At 32.4% G+C, this 18,617-nt stretch carries 20 protein-coding genes; 8 read left to right on the forward strand and 12 right to left on the reverse strand.

The window, feature by feature from the left end; translation table 11 throughout:
- Positions 1–45: 45 nt before the first annotated feature.
- The 3 genes from M3P09_RS04220 to pruA all read right to left on the reverse strand — a co-directional run bounded on the left by M3P09_RS04220 (position 46) and on the right by pruA (position 3,752).
- A complete protein-coding gene (locus M3P09_RS04220) occupies positions 46–606 on the reverse strand; it encodes a hypothetical protein (protein WP_249972147.1) in 561 nt (186 codons plus the stop codon).
- A gap of 302 nt (positions 607–908) precedes the next feature.
- Entirely contained in the window at positions 909–1,904 is a 996-nt protein-coding gene (locus M3P09_RS04225) for a hypothetical protein (protein ID WP_249972148.1), read from the reverse strand.
- Positions 1,905–2,123: 219 nt separating this feature from the next.
- Positions 2,124–3,752: an L-glutamate gamma-semialdehyde dehydrogenase gene (gene pruA, locus M3P09_RS04230; RefSeq protein ID WP_099564452.1), complete on the reverse strand. Its 1,629-nt coding sequence runs from the start codon at positions 3,750–3,752 to the stop codon at positions 2,124–2,126.
- Positions 3,753–3,902: 150 nt separating this feature from the next.
- Here pruA and M3P09_RS04235 point away from each other — a divergent pair, with 150 nt between their 5' ends.
- Both M3P09_RS04235 and M3P09_RS04240 read left to right on the forward strand, forming a co-directional pair.
- Positions 3,903–4,628, forward strand: a complete 726-nt coding sequence (locus tag M3P09_RS04235; RefSeq protein WP_099564451.1) for an NRDE family protein — start codon at positions 3,903–3,905, stop codon at positions 4,626–4,628.
- The gene (locus M3P09_RS04240) at positions 4,621–5,613 is read left to right on the forward strand and encodes a DUF6695 family protein (protein ID WP_249972149.1); all 993 of its coding nucleotides are present in this window, start codon (positions 4,621–4,623) and stop codon (positions 5,611–5,613) included. The genes M3P09_RS04235 and M3P09_RS04240 overlap by 8 nt, the downstream gene beginning before the upstream one ends.
- Before the next feature lie 8 nt (positions 5,614–5,621).
- Here the strand turns inward: M3P09_RS04240 and M3P09_RS04245 are convergent, their stop codons facing one another.
- The 9 genes from M3P09_RS04245 to M3P09_RS04285 form a co-directional block, all read right to left on the reverse strand.
- Positions 5,622–5,990, reverse strand: coding sequence for a hypothetical protein (locus M3P09_RS04245; RefSeq protein ID WP_249972150.1), 369 nt, complete (start codon positions 5,988–5,990; stop codon positions 5,622–5,624).
- A 173-nt stretch (positions 5,991–6,163) separates the two neighbouring features.
- Positions 6,164–6,673, reverse strand: a complete 510-nt coding sequence (locus M3P09_RS04250) for a hypothetical protein (RefSeq protein WP_249972151.1) — start codon at positions 6,671–6,673, stop codon at positions 6,164–6,166.
- Between the two features lie 141 nt (positions 6,674–6,814).
- On the reverse strand, positions 6,815–7,507 hold the full coding sequence (locus tag M3P09_RS04255; RefSeq protein WP_249972152.1) for a hypothetical protein: 693 nt from the start codon (positions 7,505–7,507) through the stop codon (positions 6,815–6,817).
- Between the two features lie 173 nt (positions 7,508–7,680).
- Positions 7,681–8,403 (reverse strand): M23 family metallopeptidase, encoded by a 723-nt coding sequence (locus M3P09_RS04260; RefSeq protein ID WP_249972153.1) that lies wholly within the window; start codon positions 8,401–8,403, stop codon positions 7,681–7,683.
- A 6-nt stretch (positions 8,404–8,409) separates the two neighbouring features.
- Positions 8,410–9,126, reverse strand: coding sequence for a hypothetical protein (locus M3P09_RS04265; protein ID WP_249972154.1), 717 nt, complete (start codon positions 9,124–9,126; stop codon positions 8,410–8,412).
- 277 nt (positions 9,127–9,403) lie between these two features.
- Complete coding sequence (locus M3P09_RS04270) at positions 9,404–9,808, reverse strand: DUF3592 domain-containing protein (protein WP_158231442.1); 405 nt, start codon at positions 9,806–9,808, stop codon at positions 9,404–9,406.
- 84 nt (positions 9,809–9,892) lie between these two features.
- Positions 9,893–10,351, reverse strand: a complete 459-nt coding sequence (locus M3P09_RS04275) for a hypothetical protein (RefSeq protein WP_249972155.1) — start codon at positions 10,349–10,351, stop codon at positions 9,893–9,895.
- 255 nt (positions 10,352–10,606) lie between these two features.
- Positions 10,607–10,993 (reverse strand): Co2+/Mg2+ efflux protein ApaG, encoded by a 387-nt coding sequence (gene apaG / locus M3P09_RS04280; protein WP_034041315.1) that lies wholly within the window; start codon positions 10,991–10,993, stop codon positions 10,607–10,609.
- Between the two features lie 107 nt (positions 10,994–11,100).
- Positions 11,101–12,351 (reverse strand): type IX secretion system plug protein, encoded by a 1,251-nt coding sequence (locus tag M3P09_RS04285; RefSeq protein ID WP_249972156.1) that lies wholly within the window; start codon positions 12,349–12,351, stop codon positions 11,101–11,103.
- A gap of 165 nt (positions 12,352–12,516) precedes the next feature.
- On the opposite strand from M3P09_RS04285, the gene M3P09_RS04290 reads away from it, so the two are divergent.
- From M3P09_RS04290 to nqrF, 6 genes are all read left to right on the forward strand, one after another.
- Positions 12,517–13,872, forward strand: a complete 1,356-nt coding sequence (locus M3P09_RS04290) for a Na(+)-translocating NADH-quinone reductase subunit A (RefSeq protein WP_249972157.1) — start codon at positions 12,517–12,519, stop codon at positions 13,870–13,872.
- Positions 13,872–15,098: an NADH:ubiquinone reductase (Na(+)-transporting) subunit B gene (locus tag M3P09_RS04295; RefSeq protein WP_249972158.1), complete on the forward strand. Its 1,227-nt coding sequence runs from the start codon at positions 13,872–13,874 to the stop codon at positions 15,096–15,098. The genes M3P09_RS04290 and M3P09_RS04295 overlap by 1 nt, the downstream gene beginning before the upstream one ends.
- A 2-nt stretch (positions 15,099–15,100) precedes the next feature.
- Positions 15,101–15,847 (forward strand): Na(+)-translocating NADH-quinone reductase subunit C, encoded by a 747-nt coding sequence (locus M3P09_RS04300; protein WP_249972159.1) that lies wholly within the window; start codon positions 15,101–15,103, stop codon positions 15,845–15,847.
- Positions 15,848–15,850: 3 nt separating this feature from the next.
- Complete coding sequence (locus M3P09_RS04305; RefSeq protein ID WP_099564439.1) at positions 15,851–16,495, forward strand: NADH:ubiquinone reductase (Na(+)-transporting) subunit D; 645 nt, start codon at positions 15,851–15,853, stop codon at positions 16,493–16,495.
- An 83-nt stretch (positions 16,496–16,578) separates the two neighbouring features.
- Complete coding sequence (gene nqrE, locus M3P09_RS04310) at positions 16,579–17,301, forward strand: NADH:ubiquinone reductase (Na(+)-transporting) subunit E (RefSeq protein ID WP_249972160.1); 723 nt, start codon at positions 16,579–16,581, stop codon at positions 17,299–17,301.
- A 1-nt stretch (position 17,302) separates the two neighbouring features.
- Positions 17,303–18,616, forward strand: coding sequence for an NADH:ubiquinone reductase (Na(+)-transporting) subunit F (gene nqrF / locus M3P09_RS04315; protein ID WP_099564437.1), 1,314 nt, complete (start codon positions 17,303–17,305; stop codon positions 18,614–18,616).
- Position 18,617 lies beyond the last annotated feature (1 nt).

Here is an 18,617-nt window from a genome sequence, read left to right on the forward strand (position 1 = left end):
TATAATGCTCATTTAATCGTATCCTATATTATGGCTAATTATTTACTAATCTTTTGCCTTATAAATTGCGTAACCAAATTTAGTATATGTTCCTTTTATTTTTATAAAATCTTCAACGGTTATTTCATTATTATTTGAGTTACTATATATCGTTTTTCCCATTTCGGTTTCTTCGCTCCCCCAAAATATAATTAGTTCATTTGCTTTTACAGAACCTTTTAAAGGAAATGATACGCCTCTACTATCAAACCAATTTCCAATAACAGTAGTGTCATTTACTATTTTGTAAAAGGCAGTTGCCTTAAATATAATAGCTTTACTATCTCCAGTTTTTCGTTTGCTTTCAAATTCAAGTTTTATAAATTGGCTGTTCAAAACGTTTTGCCAATTCATTGTAAATGTTGCATTCTTTCCCATCAGCATTCCAATACCGTTCCAGTTTTTATCAACAAGTACAGTTATAATTGAATTCTGCTCATTTTTATTACCTAAAACCTCGATTTTAGAATTGACTTCTTTCATGTCGGATGTTGAGGTTTTGTAATTTTGAGCAGACAAGATTTGAGATGCAATAACTAATGATGTTATTAGTATAAGTTTTTTCATGTTTTTCTCTTTTTTTGGTTAATACTATTTATACTATAAAATCTTTAACATATTTATAATTAAAGGTCATATAGTTAAGACGTATGAGAAATAGGAAAAAGAGACAGATTTTTATATTTAGTAAATTCCAGTTAAGGCATTAAACTAAATTTAGTTATTACAAACTCTGTTTATGGATATTTTTTGAAGGTTCGTTTAACGGTATCGGCTATGAGTAGTTATGTGGGTTGGCACATAACTTTGCAAGTACACACGAAACTGAAAATCCTCTCGAATTCCCAGAAGTAGGCAGGGACAAGCAATTACTTATAGCCATTTTTAGCGGCTTTTATTTCATTTAAAATGTTAATTACTAATGAATCTGCGTTAATTTTTCCAGTATAAAACTTTTCGCTACTCTCTCTAAATTTAGGTGTATTATAATTTGAGAAAATATTTTTTTCATCCATAAGTATTATATGCTTTATTCCAAACTTTGAGAGTTCATCCTGTGTCGCTCTTCCGCTTAAATAGAACATATTTGCGTGCCATAAATTTCTGGGAAATTCAATCCCTAACTCTTCACTTTTGTAATAGAATTTATCTCTGATTGGGCTTTCCTCAAATAAATAGAGTAGATGGGAGCCTTCGTGTAATATTGTCTCCACAAAAGAACTTGTGATATTTGAGGGGGCTATTGTAGATATGATAATATTATGTCTAGGTTTAGAAGTAGTATAAGCCCCTGCCCAACTTGCATACGCAGTAATATCAACTCTTACTTTTACAGAATCAGGCCATTTGTTTAACGAGAATTTTTCCATTTTAGCAATGACTTCTTCCTCTATTTCATTAATAACTTTAATGTGCTTGTTTAAAACAGAAATATTGTGTGATTTATGTAGACTCCAAAAATATTTTTCATAAACTGGAGATACTTCATTAATCACTTCAGTAAATTTTCTACCGTAAGTTATGTCGGTTATTTTTTCAGTTTCCCTTTTTTCCTGAAACCAAACCCTAAGACCGTTTAAATCCCTTCTTAGGTTTTTTGTTATTAAGCTGTCTTTGTAATACTTAACAGCTAATTCTAAAGTAGCTTTTTCATCATTTGATAATTGAATTAAGGATTTAGCCTCTCCAATTTCTACAAAATTTAATCCGTCTTCTTGTAGTTTTCTCAGTTGACTGCTGTCGGCTTTCTGATATAGGAAATGATGTAAATTGACCCAATAATTATTTTCAAATTCAAAGTAGTCGGTACTATATTTCACTTCGTCTTTTAGCCTATTGCTACAAGAAATCAAACAGAATATCATTAATATAAATGTAAAGTATCTCATTATCTTATAATTGCCGCTGATGCTTTTTAAGTATATCAGTTTGTTTTAATGATTGATATACTGCGCTAAACGAAGTTCGACATTTTTTCTTCCAAAGTCAAGTGGCTTAAATTTAAAATAGATTTAAAAAAAAAAAGAGACTGTCTAGATTTCAGACAGTCTCTTTTATAAATTTATTGTTTCTCGATCAGGAGTTTATTCCCCTAAAAACGGATAGCGATAATCTGTTGGAGTAACAAATGTTTCTTTTATCATTCTTGGTGATACCCAACGTAATAAGTTTTGAGCAGAACCTGCTTTATCATTAGTTCCAGAAGCTCTTGCTCCACCAAAAGGTTGTTGGCCTACAACTGCACCAGTTGGTTTATCATTAATATAAAAGTTTCCAGCGGCATTTTGTAAAGCTTCAGTAGCTTGCGTTACTGCATATCTGTCGGTAGATAAAATAGCACCTGTTAAAGCATATTCGCTAGTTTCGTCTACTAGTTTTAAAGTTTCCGCGTAAGCGTCGTCTTCATAAACATAAATAGTAATTACAGGACCAAATAACTCTGTACACATAGTTGTGTATTTAGGATCTTTAGTAACAATAACTGTAGGTTCGATAAAATATCCTTTGCTTTTATCATAACCGCCACCAACTAGTATTTCTGCATCAGCATCAGCTTTTGCGCCATCAATATATTTAGCTAATTTATCAAAAGAACCTTCGTGAATTACAGCGGTAATAAAATTGCTTAAATCTTCTGGAGACCCCATTTTAAAAGAGTTTACATCTTCAACAACATATTTCTTAACATCTGCCCAAAGACTTTGTGGAATATATGCACGAGAAGCTGCACTACATTTTTGTCCTTGAAATTCAAAAGCACCACGAACAATAGCAGTTGCTACTTGTTTTGCATTTGCAGATTTATGAGCAACAATAAAATCTTTCCCACCAGTTTCTCCAACAATTCTTGGGTAAGTTTTATAGTTATGAATATTGTTTCCTATTTGTTTCCAAAGTTCTTTAAATATAAAGGTAGAACCTGTAAAATGTAATCCAGAAAAATCTGGACTAGCCATTACTGTATTAGTAATCATAACAGGGTCTCCAAAAACTACATTAATAACACCAGGAGGAACACCAGCTTCGTCAAATACATCCATAATAACTTTGGCAGAATATACTTGACTATCACTAGGTTTCCAAACTACAACATTCCCCATTAAAGCCATGCATGCAGGAAGATTTCCTGCAATAGCTGTAAAGTTAAAAGGAGTAACAGCATATGTAAACCCTTCTAATGGGCGGTACTCAATACGGTTCCAAGCATCGCTTGTACTCTCTGGTTGTTCCATGTAAATGTCAGTCATAAACTGAACATTAAAACGTAAAAAATCAATCAACTCACAAGCCGCATCTATTTCTGCTTGATGCACCGTTTTAGACTGCGCTATCATAGTAGCAGCATTTATTTTAGCGCGGTAAGGACCAGCAATTAATTCTGCTGCTTTTAAAAAGATACCTGCGCGTTGTTCCCATGGCATTAACGACCAGCTTTTTCTAGCTTCTAAGGCTGTAGAAATGGCTGCATCAACATTAGATTGTTCGGCTAAATGGTATGTGCCTACAATATGTTTATGATCATGCGGTGGAGACATTGTTCTTGTGTTTCCTGTAGTAACGTTTTGTCCGTTAATGTACATTGGTACATCAATTTGGCTATTAAACATGTCTTTGTAAGCAGAAAGAACAGCTTCGCGCTCAGGTGAACCTGGAGCATATCCCTTAACTGGTTCGTTAACAGCTACTGGTACATTAAAAAATCCTTTTCCCATTATAATGTGTGTGTTTTATTGAATTGTCAAAAATTGAGCTGCAAAATTACGAATTTTTAAATGATTTATTAAATTGATGGTTTATTAAAATGGCGTTAAATATTAGTTATTTTTTGTAAGTTGGCAATCTGATTAAAGACTATCGATTACATGTGTACAGTAACTATAATTCCTAAAGGTGAAAATGACTTTGTGTTGACTTCAAATCGTGATGAAGCACCAAATAGAGTGTCGTTAAAACCTGAATTTTATACTATTAATGAAACTACAGTTTTATTTCCAAAAGATGAGATTTCTGGAGGGACATGGATTGGTGTTAGCGAAAAAAACAGATTGATTTGTGTGCTTAATGGAGGTTTTGAGTTTCATGAACGTAAACCTGAATATAGATTGAGTAGAGGTGTGGTAGCTAATCATTTTATGGTTGCTGATACTTTGAAACATACTGTAAATACATATGATTTTGAAGATATTGAGCCTTTTACAATGGTGATTGCAGATTGGAATTCTAATTTAGAATTTTATGAGTTGGTTTGGGACGGAACTGAGAAACATTTTACAAAGTTACCTTTAGAACCTAAAATTTGGTCGTCTTCTACGTTATATACCAAAGCCATGAAAACCGAACGATTAAATTGGTTTGAAGATTTTAAAAATGGAAATGAATTAAATAAAGAGTCATTAATAAACTTTCATAAAAGTGCTGGTAAAGAAAATATCGAATATGGCGTTGTTATGGATCGTCATTTTGTAAAAACTACTAGTATAACTCAAGTAGAAAAAACAAATCATACTGTAAAAATGCAGTATGAAAGTCTTGTAGACCACGTAATTACTTCAAAAACATTCCATATTCCGCAAATTGTTAATGAATAACACAGGCATTATTTTAACCTTGGCGTATCCAGATACTATTGTAATGGTTTCTGAAGAATGGTTTTCTCCTTATTTACGTTTTTTAGGCGTTGGTAAAAAAGATTATTTGCGAGCAGGGCATGCCGCTTTGGTGTTGATTAATAAAGAAACTGGCATTTTAGAATATCATGATTTTGGACGTTATATTACGCCAGAACCAAACGGACGTGTTAGAGGAAGAGATACCGATAACGAATTGCATTTTCCGTTAAAAGCTGAAATTGAAAATGACTCTATTAAAAATTTAGATGCCATTTTAAAGTTTTTAGCAACTCACCCAAAACTTACGCATGGTGATGGTAAATTAGTAGCTTCGGTTTGTAAGTCTATTGATTACCAAAAGGCTCGAGCGCATATTACGAAAATGCAAAACAAGCATTTTGTACGTTACGCAGCATTTATAAAAGAGGCTTGCAATTGTGCACGTTTTGTTACCGATACATTAATAGTTTCGGTGTCAGATTCTCAAATAAAAAAGGATTTAAAAAATTCGAAATGGTTTACACCAAGCACTGTTGGTAATGTTTTATTGGCTGATACTGAAAATCATCCTTATGAGGTTTCTGAAACAGGTGTTATTTCAGAATTTAAAGGATCACAAAAAAGTGAAAATATACGCTGCTTTTTAGATAAGTTGAAAAACCATAAAGTTAACTTAGTAGGAACACAGAAACCAAAACCAGTTGAGGATTTGCATGAAAAAGCACAATGGCTTTCTGGAATTGCTGCGGGAGCTTGGTTTGAGCTACATGAAACGGATGATGAGTTAGAATATAGATTCAGACGTATTTCTCCATATGGGAATGTTGATGTAGATGCTATTTTTAAAATTAAGGATAAAACTTTCAATTATAATTTAGGATACCTATTTATACATTATTCCAATTGCAAATTTTTTCAAGTGGAGCAGAATGGAAAGGTTTTTAGGTTTGAGAGGAAGCTTTGATTCTTAAGTTAGTTTTTTAATCCTTTATTCCACAATTCGTCAGAAGCATTTAAGTATTTTGGCTTCTCTATTTCTTCTTTCCATTTTTGCGAAACATATTTACTAACCTGAAGCCTAGAGTCAACTTTATTAAATGTTGAATTTGTAATCCACATGGGTTGAGAAGACCAATCAGAGTTTATATAACTAAATGCTTTGATTACATCTGAGTTTTTATTTATGGTCTTGAAAAAAGGTATGAACCATTCTTTCCATATTGTTTTTTCTAGCTTTTCTTTTTTTAAATCAGAATCGAAATATAAATTGTCTATTTGCCTTACTGGAGTTGCTTCCGAAATAAATACTGGCTTTTTATGTTTCCTCGCAAAAATGAGCATTTCTTGATCCGGTTGCCCAAAATAAGAATAGGCACACCAATCGACTAAATCATCACCAGGATACCATGCTTCTAAAATATTTTGATTAGAACCTGTTCCTTTAGATTGCCAAACAAAAGCAACATTATCGACTTGTTTAGTTTTAAAAATAGAGTGTATTCTTTTCCATGCTTTTAAATAATATTTTTCTTATAATGATTCCAATCCCAACCATCAAACTCATAACCAATCCTTAAAAATATTGGACGCTTAGTAGATTTTATCCAATCGGCTAAATCTTTAATTAAGTAATCAAGCTTTCCTTTAGAAACATTTTTTTCATGGTTTACAAAGGATAACCCAATGGCTATAGCACTGTTTTGATAAGTAGAATCTTGTAGATAAAGATTAGCCCAAGAATCTCCAGCTCCCCAATTGGCTTTGGTTTTAAGACCGTCTAACCCTTTGTTGTAGTGTCCGTATGATGTGTTATTTGGAGATAAGTTTGTATATGTTGTTACACCAGCGGGTATATCAAAATAATCAGTGTAACCATTATTGTAATCATCAAAGCCACCAGTTGCTTCTAAATCTTGCCCAATAAAAACTAAGCATTTGCCATCTTCTGGTTCAAACTTTTGTGCAAATATTATGATGGACGAAGAAAGAAATAGTAATGTAAAAATGGAGCTTTTAAATCTCATATTTCACCAAATTAGGTATAACGTATTTGTATATGATTGGCTGTATAGTTTATTCTAAATTAGTAAAAGAAAACGAACGACTAGAAAACCGACAAGATTTCCTGATTACATACAATAAGTAATTTTAATTCTTCATTAAGACTACTCAGAATCTTCAGGTAAAGGCGAAATCATAATATGTGCTCTATGTGTTCCTGGATTCATAATCCAAGGATGATTTGGAGCCGGTGGTACTTTTGGTAAGCCGGTAGATTCTGATGTTGACCAAGGCATGTATACTACATAACGGAGTTGAGCATCTTCAACCATAGAGGTTTCAGGGTTATACGTTGTTTTTGATCCGAAGTAGATGTGCAAAGTCGATCCAGGAATTATTTTAAGTTGACCTGATTTCATTTCTGCTTCACGAATAGCAAAGATTTCTTTCCCTGTTTTGCCTTCAGCTTTTAGGGCTCTTCCTCTTGCCATAAAGGGTTCAAGGCTTTTATGATAACATGCGGCATTAAACCCAACCTTATTAGGATTGTCTGCAAGAACAATAAATTCATTATTTCCATCTCTTAACGTCACAAATTCACCTGCCATGTTATACCCAATAACTTTACAGCCTGATCTGCTTTCTGCAGGAGCAGCCATTAATGCAGTGGCAATTAAATCTTCATCAGTATCAATAGTTTTTAATTGTTTATCTATATCATTTGATGCGTTTTCCGTTGCGGTTTCTGTTGCGGTTTCTGTTGCAGAGGGTTCTTGTATAGAGGTTTTAGTTTTGTCTGATGAATTACAAGAAATCAAAATTCCTGTAAAAACAAATGCTGTAATAATACGTTTCATGTTTTATTAATTTTTAGTATTGCTTTAATGAAGCATAACGTGCTGGCCATGGTTTGTAGCTTTGAGAATGAACTAAGTTAGCAAAAGAAAACGAATCAGTGGGCAATCTATAGGATTTTCCGAGTATGTAATTACCAAAACATTAACTATGCATGTTATTATAAAACGTTTTTTTAGTTTTTCTTTACTATTTGATTTTTTACGGGCTCCCCTCTTTCTATAAACCTATCATCTGCATAATAATTTACAAATTGAGCAGGAAGGCCTATTCCGTTAAGATATTCTGGTGTGTTTTGCAAATGATAGTGTAAATGTGGACCAGAAGAATTTCCACTATTTCCTGCCTTACCAACTTCTTGCCCTTTTACAACTGTATCGCCAACAGAAACTATTATTGACCCCTTTTTAAAATGTGCCATAAAAGAGTACTCACCATTTAAATGGTCTATCATAATATAATTCCCAGCAAGATTACTATCATTAATGTTCTCATTAACAGTGCCGGGTCTAACATTATCTTCAATATTATTTTCTAGAGCTATTATTTTTCCATCACCAGGTGCATTTAAACGTGCTCCAAAAGTATAAGTATCCTCATTTGTACCGCCATCTCCAGAAAAATAACTTCCATTTACTACTTTGCCAATATCATACGCATATCTTTGACCAGAACCACGAGTAATAAAGTGGTGACCTCCTTCTAGGTGTGTTCTTCCTCCAACAGATACATACCATTCTTCATCAAACGGTAATTCTAAATCTGTTTTGGTTTGGTAATTTAAATAAATGTCTTCATCTCGTTTCCCATTATCACCAATTAAGGAGTCTGCACAAGAAATTATCATTAAAATAAATAGGAGATAAAAAATATAAATTATAGATGTATTGAGTTTCATAATTAATTAAAATTTATAGTTAATACCTAAGTTAATTTGATGTTGTAATTCTCTAAAAATATTTGGAATTTGAAGTCTATTATATTTAAAATCATAGTTTAACTTTAAATCAAAATTGTTAGAAAATGTATAGCCGTACTCTAACTCCCATAAGGTACTTTGGTAGCGATTTAAAGAGTAGGTACTAAAACCAGAACTTTCCGTAACTCTTAATAAGGCTAGAGGAATAATTATTTTTGACGTTAAATATTGCTTTTTGTTTAATTGATAAGTAAATCGACTTGCGATTCCAAACTCTTGCTCCGCAGCGTAATAGTTGCTATTTGAATATACTGACACATTGGTTTGTGCTTGTAAACCTAGATGTATAGAAAAAGCGTTTTTATAATAAATTTGCTTTAAATACGAAAAGCCCAGTCCTGTTTTTGAATAGCCTGCATTAAGAGTTGGAATTAAATCTGTTTTTAATTCCGAATTTAAATAGTCTAATTTTATTTCAAATAAATTTTGATTTTTACTTATGCGTTCATAATTCAACTTGTAGATTAAACCATTATAATTGTAACGCGCAATTGGTGCAAATTCAAGATTTTTTAAAGCCCCAAAATTGTAACCTGTCGAAAATTCAAGTTTGTTTTTTTTAGTATTGGATTCTGTTTGCGTATATCCAGTAATATAGGAAAGTGAAAAAATCAGAATTAGAAATAGTAGTTTTATTTTCATAGAAAGTGAATTAGACCACTAAACTATTTTTATTCTATTTCTACTATAGTTAAAATATATACAATTAGTCTTTTTTTAACTTATAAAAATTCTAGTATTCTGTTAAAATATGGAACACTCATGTGTTAGAGTTCTGATATTTTATATCAGGTTAATGTATGACTCGTTGTTGTAATCATTGAGATAGTAAAAAGCAACTCCTATTGTTTAGCCACGGCTGATTTTCCGACAGGAAAATCAGCAGCAATGAATTATACATATTGTTAGCCTTTGTTGATTAGGTTTTTGAATAAAGAAAATATCCACCTCCAATTATTAATAGCGGAGAAGCGAAACAAAGAAGTATTATTGTCCATCTATATAATCCCCAAAAAGAAACAACTTTTTTTTCATCCGTTTTTTTAGAATAAACGATTTTAACTGTTTCACCTATTTTATAAGGTGCAGGACTAGAGCTAACATCACTTTTAAATGTTATTTTTCTATCAGTTTTATCAGTAAATTCAAAGACAGGTTTATAGGTGTAACCATCATCACTACTTATCTTAATCAAGTCAATAACCTTTGCATTCGTTTTAATACCATTATGAATTAAATGTTTCGTGTTGTAATATTGTTTAGAAGCAAAATAAATGAGTACCATAGAGACAATAAGAAATCCTAAGTATAAATATTCAATCATTTTCATAGAGTTTAAAAAGAAAGGTTAACGGCCTTGTGCATGATTTCGTTGCGTGTTTCAACAACTAAATTAGCACTATTTTTGTTATGCATTGTTGGTAATATTTTTTTCTTTTCTGTTTTTATTCAGCCATTTTAAGCTCAATTTTATTCCGATTAATAGACTGATTCCCGCAAAAAATAAATTACTACTTTCTCCATCAAATTGTTGATTAAAAATTCCAACAAATAAAGTGTTAATAAACCCTGAGCTTATAAACCAAAAAGCCATAAATTGAAAAAAGTTCAAGCTCTTTGAGAATTTAAAAGTAATTGGGTTTTCATTCCAATTTGGTTTTTCAAACTTAAATCCGAGTAAACTCCAAAATTTGGTGATTAATGGAAGAAATGAAACAAAGAATAAAAAAGTCAGAATAATAATTCCGATAAAAAAGTCATTTCTAAATTCCGTTTTTCTGCTAAAATCAACAAGCATTAGTGATAAAACACAAAGAATCAAAATCGCTAAACTTTTTATTTTTCCGATTTTATTCCAATTTTTCATTGTTTGCGTGTGATTAATAGTTGTCTATATACATTACTAAGACTAATATAGTTGATTTTTTATTTTCATTAACGTTAATTAATCACAAGTTGTTACCAAACGAAGGGTTCGCATTAGGGGTTGCAGTGGCATCCTTATTTTTTCGAGTCACGAGAAATAGATATAGCTTAAAGCCCAACTTTTTATATAAATATTGTTTAAAATTTTAAGATGAGATGCTCCATCACTCAAAAAAGAGTGATTCGTAATAACGAACTAGTTTATTGCAAAAGGAGCGCTTAACTTAAATGTAGGAATGGTAACTTGAAACTTTTTAGTAGTGGTAAAGTTTACCATGCTGTAATGCCCTTGCATTGCACCAAAAGGAGAGGTTAATAAACAACCTGATGTATAGGTATGCGATTCTCCTGGTTTTAAAACAGGTTTTTCGCCAATAACACCTTCGCCTGTTACAACTTCAACATTATTTAAGGCATCCATAATTTCCCAGTGACGCGCATTAAGCTGCACCGAGTCCTTACTTTGATTTTCTATAGTTACCGTATATCCAAAGGCAAACTGTATTTTATAATTTTTATAAAATGAGCCTTCGAAATTGGTTTCTACCGAAATTTTTATGCCACTTGTAACTTGTTGAACCATGTTAACTGTTGATATACAATGCGTTTAGTCGGCTAAAATAATGAATATTACATTGAGAATAACAAAAATTAACATCAATGATTGAAAATATTAGTTGAACGGTACAATTAATTGGAGATATTGACCGAACTACCTTCGCCCAAACCTATTATTTTGTCGTATCGTGCACCCAAATCTCTGTAATACACTATAACTTTATAATTGTTTTCGGTTTGGTAGTAATTTCCACTAATGGCGCCTTCTTCAATATCATCACTATTATTTACAATTACATATTTGTAATTGTAAAAGCCTTGTTTTAGTAATAGAGCGTTTGTAAATACTTGATTGTATTCATCATAAATCATTTTTGTACTCTCATCTATGGCGTAATTGTTAAAATTACCATATATATAAATAGATTTGTCTTTTAAAGCCTCGTTTGCAATTAACGAGAAATGTACCCAAACATAATCTGCTTCAATATTTGGATTGTCGGCATCAATATTTGTTACCAAGTAATTTCCGTTAATATCTGGGTTGTAAGTATATGGTTTACCAGCTCTTTCAGTATTTGCGAATAAATAATTATGATATAAATCTTGCAAATCAACTTGCTGCACTCCAATGTTTGCTGCTCTAACATCTTTATTTTCAAAATATAAATATTCATTTCCACCCCAAAAACTAGATTCGGTATCATATTTATAAATAAGTTTATTACCTATAGTGTATTGAGGTTTTAAATTAGAAATGGCTGTGTTTAAATTGTTGTTTTGTATTACTAGTGTTCTTACATTTTGTTTTGGGTTATTTAATTGCATTTCATTTGATGAAATAACAATATCTACACGCTGCTTTTCTTCAATAAATTGAACATCTCTGGAGCGTTTTATACTCACACCTACATTGGCTTTGTCTTCGTAAATCATAAATTTTCTTGAGAAAACTAGCTCGTCATCATCATTAAAAACACTTAATAAATAATTACCAGACACCTTTAAACGTTTGGTTTGTAAATTAGGAATTGTAAGTTTATAATGAGAGTATATTTGGTAGGTGTTTAATGAGTTTTCGTAATTTCGAATGCGTTGATTGTCAAAACCATCCATATATTCAGATTTTACTAAAATAGACGGTGTCCAATCAAAATTAAAATGTTCAATTTTATAATAAAAGTCTTCTTCATCTCCATTTAATGCATCAAACTCTAATATCACATAGTCTTCAAGTTTTAAAATGGGTAATTGGCTCTCTCTGGTGTCGCCTCTAAAGGCAATAGTTTTGATATAATCAGGCGGATTAACTTCTGTAACTTGAGAAAAAGTTAATACAGGAATTAATAATAAACAAATTAAATACAAAGACCTAAACGTCATTATGCAACTAGTTTTTTTGTAAAGATATACAAATTTTATGCCTAATATAAAAATGTTATTTAGAATAAATATAAATAATAAAGATGATTTTTTTTGAATGAATTTTTAGGTATTAATTCGTATTTTTGCACCGATTTTTAGACAACTAATTTCAATAAAATAAATATGTCAAACGACATTCGTATTAAAAAGGGTCTGGACATTAAACTCATTGGTGAAGCTGAAAAAACTGCTGAACAAGCTATTGTTAGTAACTACTGCACCATAAGACCAGAAGATTTTCACGGCATTATTCCAAAACTTATCGCAAAAGAAGGTACTACAGTTAAAGCTGGAGAGACATTGTTTTTTGATAAGTCTAATGAAGCTGTTAAATTTCCTTCGCCTGTATCTGGAAAAGTGATAGAGGTAGTTCGTGGACCAAAAAGACGCATTGATGCCATAAAGATTGAGGCAGATAAAGCACAAACTTATCAAGATAATGGGAATTTTAATTTAGATTCTGCAACCGCAGATACAGTTAAAGCACATTTATTAGCTTCTGGCTGTTGGCCATTTGTAAAACAACGTCCGTATGATGTTATTGCAAACCCGGATAAAGCACCAAAATCTATTTTTGTTTCTGCTTATGCTAGTGCACCTTTAGCTGCTGATTTAGATTTTATACTGAAAGGTAAAGAAGCTGAATTACAAGCCGCAATTACTGCTCTTAGTAAACTTACAGAAGGGAAGGTTCATGTTTCTGTTGGGAAAAACTCTAATTCGCCATTAGCTAATCTTTCTGGAGCTACTATTCATAAAGTTTCTGGTCCGCATCCATCTGGTAATGTAGGAACTCAAATTAATAAAATAGACCCTATTAATAAAGGCGAAGTGGTTTGGACAGTTAATGCTCAAGACTTAGTTATAATAGGTGAGTTGTTATTAACTGGCAAGTTTAACGCAGAACGTGTTGTAGCCTTAGTTGGATCTTCAGTAGAAAAACCAAGGTATTTTGTTACAAAAATTGGAAGTGAAGTTGCAACCATGATTTATGATAAAGGCATTTCAAAAGATGCTAATGCTAGAATTATTTCAGGGAATGTACTTTCAGGAAAACAAGTAAAACCAGATGGTAGTTTAGATTATTATAGCAATGTAATTTCTATAATTCCAGAAGGTGATGACTACGAGCTGTTTGGTTGGAATAAACCTGTTTTCAATAAAGTATCTACTTCTAGAGCTTTAACATTTTCTTGGTTAACTCCTAAGAAAAAATATGATTTAAATACAAATACAAACGGCGAGCATCGTGCATTTGTAACTACTGGAACTTACGAAGAAGTTTTTCCTTTAGATATATATCCAATGCAAATTTTAAAGGCTTGTATGTATCAAGATTTGGATGAAATGGAAGCTTTAGGAATGTATGAAGTTGCACCTGAAGATTTTGCATTAACAGAATTTGTTTGTGTGTCTAAACAACCACACCAAAAAATTATAAGAGCAGGATTAGACTTAATGCTTAAAGAGATAGGATAATGGGTTTAAAACAAAATTTACATAAGTTTAAAGAAAAGAATAAACACAAAAAATGGATACCAGCATTTAATGCTATCCATACGTTTTTATACTTGCCAAATGAGACCACACATAATGGTACTCATATAAAAGTTGCCGATGATTTAAAGCGTACCATGAATACTGTTATTATGGCTATGGTACCATGTTTAATTTTCGGGATGTTTAATGCGGGTTACCAACATAATTTAGCTGTTGGAGAAATTCAAGCAGCAGCTAGCGGTTTCTTTAGTTCAGAATTCTGGACAATGGCCAACTTTATGATTGGATTCTGGAAAATATTACCATTAGTAATCGTGTCTTACGGTGTTGGTTTAGGAATTGAATTTATTTTCGCCATAATTAAAGGACACGAAGTAGAAGAAGGTTACTTAGTAACAGGAATGTTAGTGCCACTTATTGTACCTGTTGATATTCCACTTTGGATGCTTGCTGTAGCAGTAATATTTGGTGTTGTTATAGGTAAAGAAGTTTTTGGAGGTACAGGAATGAATATTCTTAATCCAGCATTAACTATTCGCGCATTTTTATTCTTTGCTTACCCAACTTGGATGAGTGGAGATAAAGTTTGGGTTGAAGGTGCTGTTGAAAGAACAAACGAAATTGCAGCAGGAGCAAATCTAGATGCTATTTCTGGTGAAACTATATTAGGAAGTCTAGCTCAAAATAAAGGAGCTGGTTATGAAGTAATGGATATGTTTTTAGGTTTCATACCAGGTTCGGTTGGAGAAACGTCTGCATTACTAATTTTATTAGGAGGATTATTTTTAATCTTTTCAAAAATTGGAAGCTGGAGAATTATGTTATCCTCTGTATTAGGAGCTTTAGTTATGGGATTAATATTTAATCAAGTTATAGATTATGGTTGGATAACTGAAAGCAGTAAATTTTACGGATTAATGAGCACAAAATGGTGGCATCATTTATTAATAGGAGGTTTTGCCTTTGGTACCGTGTTTATGGCTACCGATCCTGTAACTGCATCGCAAACAAATAAAGGAAAATGGATTTATGGATTTTTAATAGGATTTATTTCTATTCTAATTCGTGTATTTAATCCAGCATATCCAGAAGGAGTAATGCTAGCTATTCTATTAATGAATGTGTTTGCACCAACAATTGACCACTACGTAGTACAGGGCAATGTTAAGAAAAGAATGAAACGTTTAAAAGCTAAAGTTGCATAACGATGGAAAATAGAACAGATAAAAATTCATATACTATAATATTTGCCATAGCTATGGTAATAGTGGTTGGTGCTTTATTAGCGTTTATGGCATCGTCATTAAAACCTAGAATTGCAGAAAATGAGCGTTTGGAAAAGCAGCAAAATATTTTGTATGCTATGGGAGTAAATGAAAATGAAGGAAACAGTGCTAATTTTGTATCTACAGAAAAAGCACCTGAGTTATTCTCTCAATATATTAAGAAACAATTGGTAATTCAAGACGGGAAAGTATCTGAAGACGACCAAGCGTATTTAATTGATGTAAAAAAGGAACAAGCAAATGCTAAAGCTGGTATAGCAAGACGTTTGCCTTTATTTATAGGAGAAAAGGATGGTAAAACATTTTATATAGCTCCAATTAGAGGAAAAGGCCTTTGGGATGCTATTTGGGCTTATGTTGCTATGGATGAAAGTATGGTAGTACAAGGCGCATATTTTGACCATAAAGGAGAGACACCAGGATTAGGCGCAAATATCAAGCAACGCTTTTTTATGGATGATTTTATTGGCGAGCATTTAATGAGCAATGGGAGTTTTAAAGGAATTAATGTAGCCAAAGGAAACGCAGATCCAAAAAACGAAAATAAAACTGATAACGAAGTAGATGCTATTGCTGGAGCTACCATTACAGGAGATGGAGTTTCTGCCATGATAAGAAGTGATTTGAAGCTTTATGTATCTTATTTTGAAAACTTAAAAAACAATTAATTTATGGGCTTACTTTCAAAAAAAGACGGCAAATTAATATTAGACCCATTAGCAGATAACAACCCAATTACTATTCAAGTATTAGGTATTTGTTCAGCTTTAGCAATTACGGCAGAATTAGAAGCGTCAATTGTAATGTCTATATCTGTATTATTTGTTTTAGGAATAGGAAATGTAGTTATTTCATTAATGAGAAATATCATTCCATCAAAAATTAGAATTATCGTTCAACTTATCGTTGTAGCAACACTTGTAATTATTGTGGATTTAGTACTAAAAGCATTTGCTTATGAGTTAAGTAAAACACTTTCAGTATTTGTTGGATTAATAATTACCAATTGTATAATTATGGGGCGTTTTGAAGCTTTTGCTTTAGGTAATGGCCCATGGAGGTCATTTCTGGATGGTATTGGAAATGCTTTAGGATATGCTGTTATACTTATTATCGTTGGATTCTTTAGAGAGTTACTTGGATCTGGAACATTATTAGGAATACCGGTATTAGGTGATCCAATTGAAAAAACAGGATTATATTCTATTGGTTATGAAAATAACGGATTTATGTTATTATCACCAATGGCATTAATAGTTGTAGGAATCATTATTTGGGTTCAACGTAGTAGAAATAAAGCATTAGTAGAAGATTAAAATAGTCATCAGTAAAAGAGTCCACGGCAGGCATTAAATGCTAATTCTGAAGACCGCTAACTGAAGACTTAAGACTTAAAAATATGGAACATATAGAATTATTTTTCAAATCAATATTTATAGACAACATGGTGTTTGCTACATTCTTAGGAATGTGTTCTTACCTTGCTGTTTCTAAAAAAGTAAGCACCGCAGTAGGTCTAGGTGCTGCAGTAATATTTGTATTAGCTATAACGGTGCCTCTTAACTGGTTGTTAGACCAGTATTTATTACAACCAGGAGCGTTGTCTTGGTTAGGAGAAGAGTATGCAGATTACGATTTAAGTTTCTTATCATTCATCATGTTTATTGCAACCATTGCAACGATGGTACAATTGGTAGAAATTGTGGTTGAAAAATTTTCACCATCATTATATAATTCACTAGGGATCTTTTTACCACTTATCGCTGTAAACTGTGCGATTTTAGGAGGTTCATTATTTATGCAATCTCGTGAAATAGCAACCTTAGGATTAGCCTTAAATTATGGAGTTGGTTCGGGAATAGGATGGTTTTTAGCGATATTAGCCATTGCTGCTATTCGTGAGAAAATCAGATATTCAAATGTACCACCAGCATTACGAGGCTTAGGGATTACATTCATCATTACTGGATTAATGGCGATTGGGTTTATGAGTTTTGGTGGGATGTTAACTGGAGGAGAAGAAGAAGAAGCTCCGAAAGAAGAAAAGACTGCAAAAGTTGAATCTAAAGATTCTACAAAAGAAGATAAAGTATTAGCTAACAACATAAAAGTAACTGAGTAATATGATTTTGGCAGCAGGAACATTAGGAACAGTAATAGCAACAGTAACAGCATTTTTAATCATTACGTTGTTGTTGGTAGCATTATTATTATTTGTAAAACAAAAATTATCACCATCTGGTCCAGTAAAGATCACCATCAATGGCGAAAAAGAAATTGAAGTAGCTTCTGGAGGTACATTGTTATCAACATTGGGTGCGCAAAAAATATTTTTACCATCTGCATGTGGTGGTGGTGGAACATGTATTCAATGTGAATGTCATGTATTAGAAGGTGGAGGAGAAGCTTTGCCTACAGAAGTGCCACACTTTACGCGTAAAGAATTAAAAGAAGGCGCACGTTTATCTTGTCAAGTAAAAGTTAAACAAGATATGAACATTACCATTCCAGAAGAAGTGTTTGGTATTAAAAAATGGGAAGCAACTGTAGTTTCAAACTATAATGTGGCAACGTTTATTAAGGAGTTTGTTGTTGAAATTCCAGAAGATATGAATTATAAAGCAGGTGGATATATTCAAATTGAAATTCCTAACTGTGAAATAAAATATTCAGATATGGATATTTCTGCACATCCAGAAGATCATCCTGGAGAACCTGATAAATTTAAAGCAGATTGGGAGAAATTTGGTTTATGGCCTTTGGTTATGAAGAATGACGAGCCTGTTGAACGTGCTTATTCTATGGCTTCATATCCAGCTGAAGGACGAAAAATTATGCTGAATGTTCGTGTTGCAACTCCTCCTTTTGATCGTGCTAAAGGAGGCTGGATGGATGTAAATCCTGGTGTTGCTTCATCTTATATTTTCAATCAAAAAGTTGGGGACAAAGTAACAATTTCAGGGCCTTACGGTGAGTTCTTTATCAACGAGTCTGAAAGTGAAATGTTGTATGTAGGTGGTGGTGCTGGTATGGCTCCAATGCGTTCGCATTTATACGAATTATTCAGAACTTTAAAAACAGGACGTAAAGTAACGTATTGGTATGGAGGACGTTCTAAAGCGGAATTGTTTTACATCCATTATTTTAGAGCATTAGAAAAAGATTTTCCAAACTTTAAATTCTATTTAGCATTATCAGAACCAATGGAAAGTGATAATTGGAAGGTTAAAACAGATATTAATGATGAGGAAGGAGATGGTTTTGTTGGATTTATTCACAACTGTGTAATTGATAACTATTTAAGTCATCATGAATCACCAGAAGATATAGAACTGTATTTCTGTGGACCACCATTAATGAACAAAGCCGTTCAGAAAATGGGAGAAGATTTTGGTATTCCAGATGAGCATATCAGATTTGATGATTTTGGAGGATAGA

The sequence above is a fragment of the Jejuia spongiicola genome, from assembly GCF_023502325.1.
Lineage (GTDB): Bacteria > Bacteroidota > Bacteroidia > Flavobacteriales > Flavobacteriaceae > Wocania_A > Wocania_A spongiicola.

What these genes read in the sequence shown, in the direction of transcription:
- M3P09_RS04220 (WP_249972147.1), bottom strand. Translation starts at nt 606, where the DNA reads ATGAAAAAACTTATACTAATAACATCATTAGTTATTGCATCTCAAATC.
- M3P09_RS04225 (WP_249972148.1), bottom strand. Translation starts at nt 1,904, where the DNA reads ATGATATTCTGTTTGATTTCTTGTAGCAATAGGCTAAAAGACGAAGTG.
- pruA (WP_099564452.1), bottom strand. Translation starts at nt 3,752, where the DNA reads ATGGGAAAAGGATTTTTTAATGTACCAGTAGCTGTTAACGAACCAGTT.
- M3P09_RS04235 (WP_099564451.1), top strand. Translation starts at nt 3,903, where the DNA reads ATGTGTACAGTAACTATAATTCCTAAAGGTGAAAATGACTTTGTGTTG.
- M3P09_RS04240 (WP_249972149.1), top strand. Translation starts at nt 4,621, where the DNA reads ATGAATAACACAGGCATTATTTTAACCTTGGCGTATCCAGATACTATT.
- M3P09_RS04245 (WP_249972150.1), bottom strand. Translation starts at nt 5,990, where the DNA reads ATGCTCATTTTTGCGAGGAAACATAAAAAGCCAGTATTTATTTCGGAA.
- M3P09_RS04250 (WP_249972151.1), bottom strand. Translation starts at nt 6,673, where the DNA reads ATGAGATTTAAAAGCTCCATTTTTACATTACTATTTCTTTCTTCGTCC.
- M3P09_RS04255 (WP_249972152.1), bottom strand. Translation starts at nt 7,507, where the DNA reads ATGAAACGTATTATTACAGCATTTGTTTTTACAGGAATTTTGATTTCT.
- M3P09_RS04260 (WP_249972153.1), bottom strand. Translation starts at nt 8,403, where the DNA reads ATGAAACTCAATACATCTATAATTTATATTTTTTATCTCCTATTTATT.
- M3P09_RS04265 (WP_249972154.1), bottom strand. Translation starts at nt 9,126, where the DNA reads ATGAAAATAAAACTACTATTTCTAATTCTGATTTTTTCACTTTCCTAT.
- M3P09_RS04270 (WP_158231442.1), bottom strand. Translation starts at nt 9,808, where the DNA reads ATGATTGAATATTTATACTTAGGATTTCTTATTGTCTCTATGGTACTC.
- M3P09_RS04275 (WP_249972155.1), bottom strand. Translation starts at nt 10,351, where the DNA reads ATGAAAAATTGGAATAAAATCGGAAAAATAAAAAGTTTAGCGATTTTG.
- apaG (WP_034041315.1), bottom strand. Translation starts at nt 10,993, where the DNA reads ATGGTTCAACAAGTTACAAGTGGCATAAAAATTTCGGTAGAAACCAAT.
- M3P09_RS04285 (WP_249972156.1), bottom strand. Translation starts at nt 12,351, where the DNA reads ATGACGTTTAGGTCTTTGTATTTAATTTGTTTATTATTAATTCCTGTA.
- M3P09_RS04290 (WP_249972157.1), top strand. Translation starts at nt 12,517, where the DNA reads ATGTCAAACGACATTCGTATTAAAAAGGGTCTGGACATTAAACTCATT.
- M3P09_RS04295 (WP_249972158.1), top strand. Translation starts at nt 13,872, where the DNA reads ATGGGTTTAAAACAAAATTTACATAAGTTTAAAGAAAAGAATAAACAC.
- M3P09_RS04300 (WP_249972159.1), top strand. Translation starts at nt 15,101, where the DNA reads ATGGAAAATAGAACAGATAAAAATTCATATACTATAATATTTGCCATA.
- M3P09_RS04305 (WP_099564439.1), top strand. Translation starts at nt 15,851, where the DNA reads ATGGGCTTACTTTCAAAAAAAGACGGCAAATTAATATTAGACCCATTA.
- nqrE (WP_249972160.1), top strand. Translation starts at nt 16,579, where the DNA reads ATGGAACATATAGAATTATTTTTCAAATCAATATTTATAGACAACATG.
- nqrF (WP_099564437.1), top strand. Translation starts at nt 17,303, where the DNA reads ATGATTTTGGCAGCAGGAACATTAGGAACAGTAATAGCAACAGTAACA.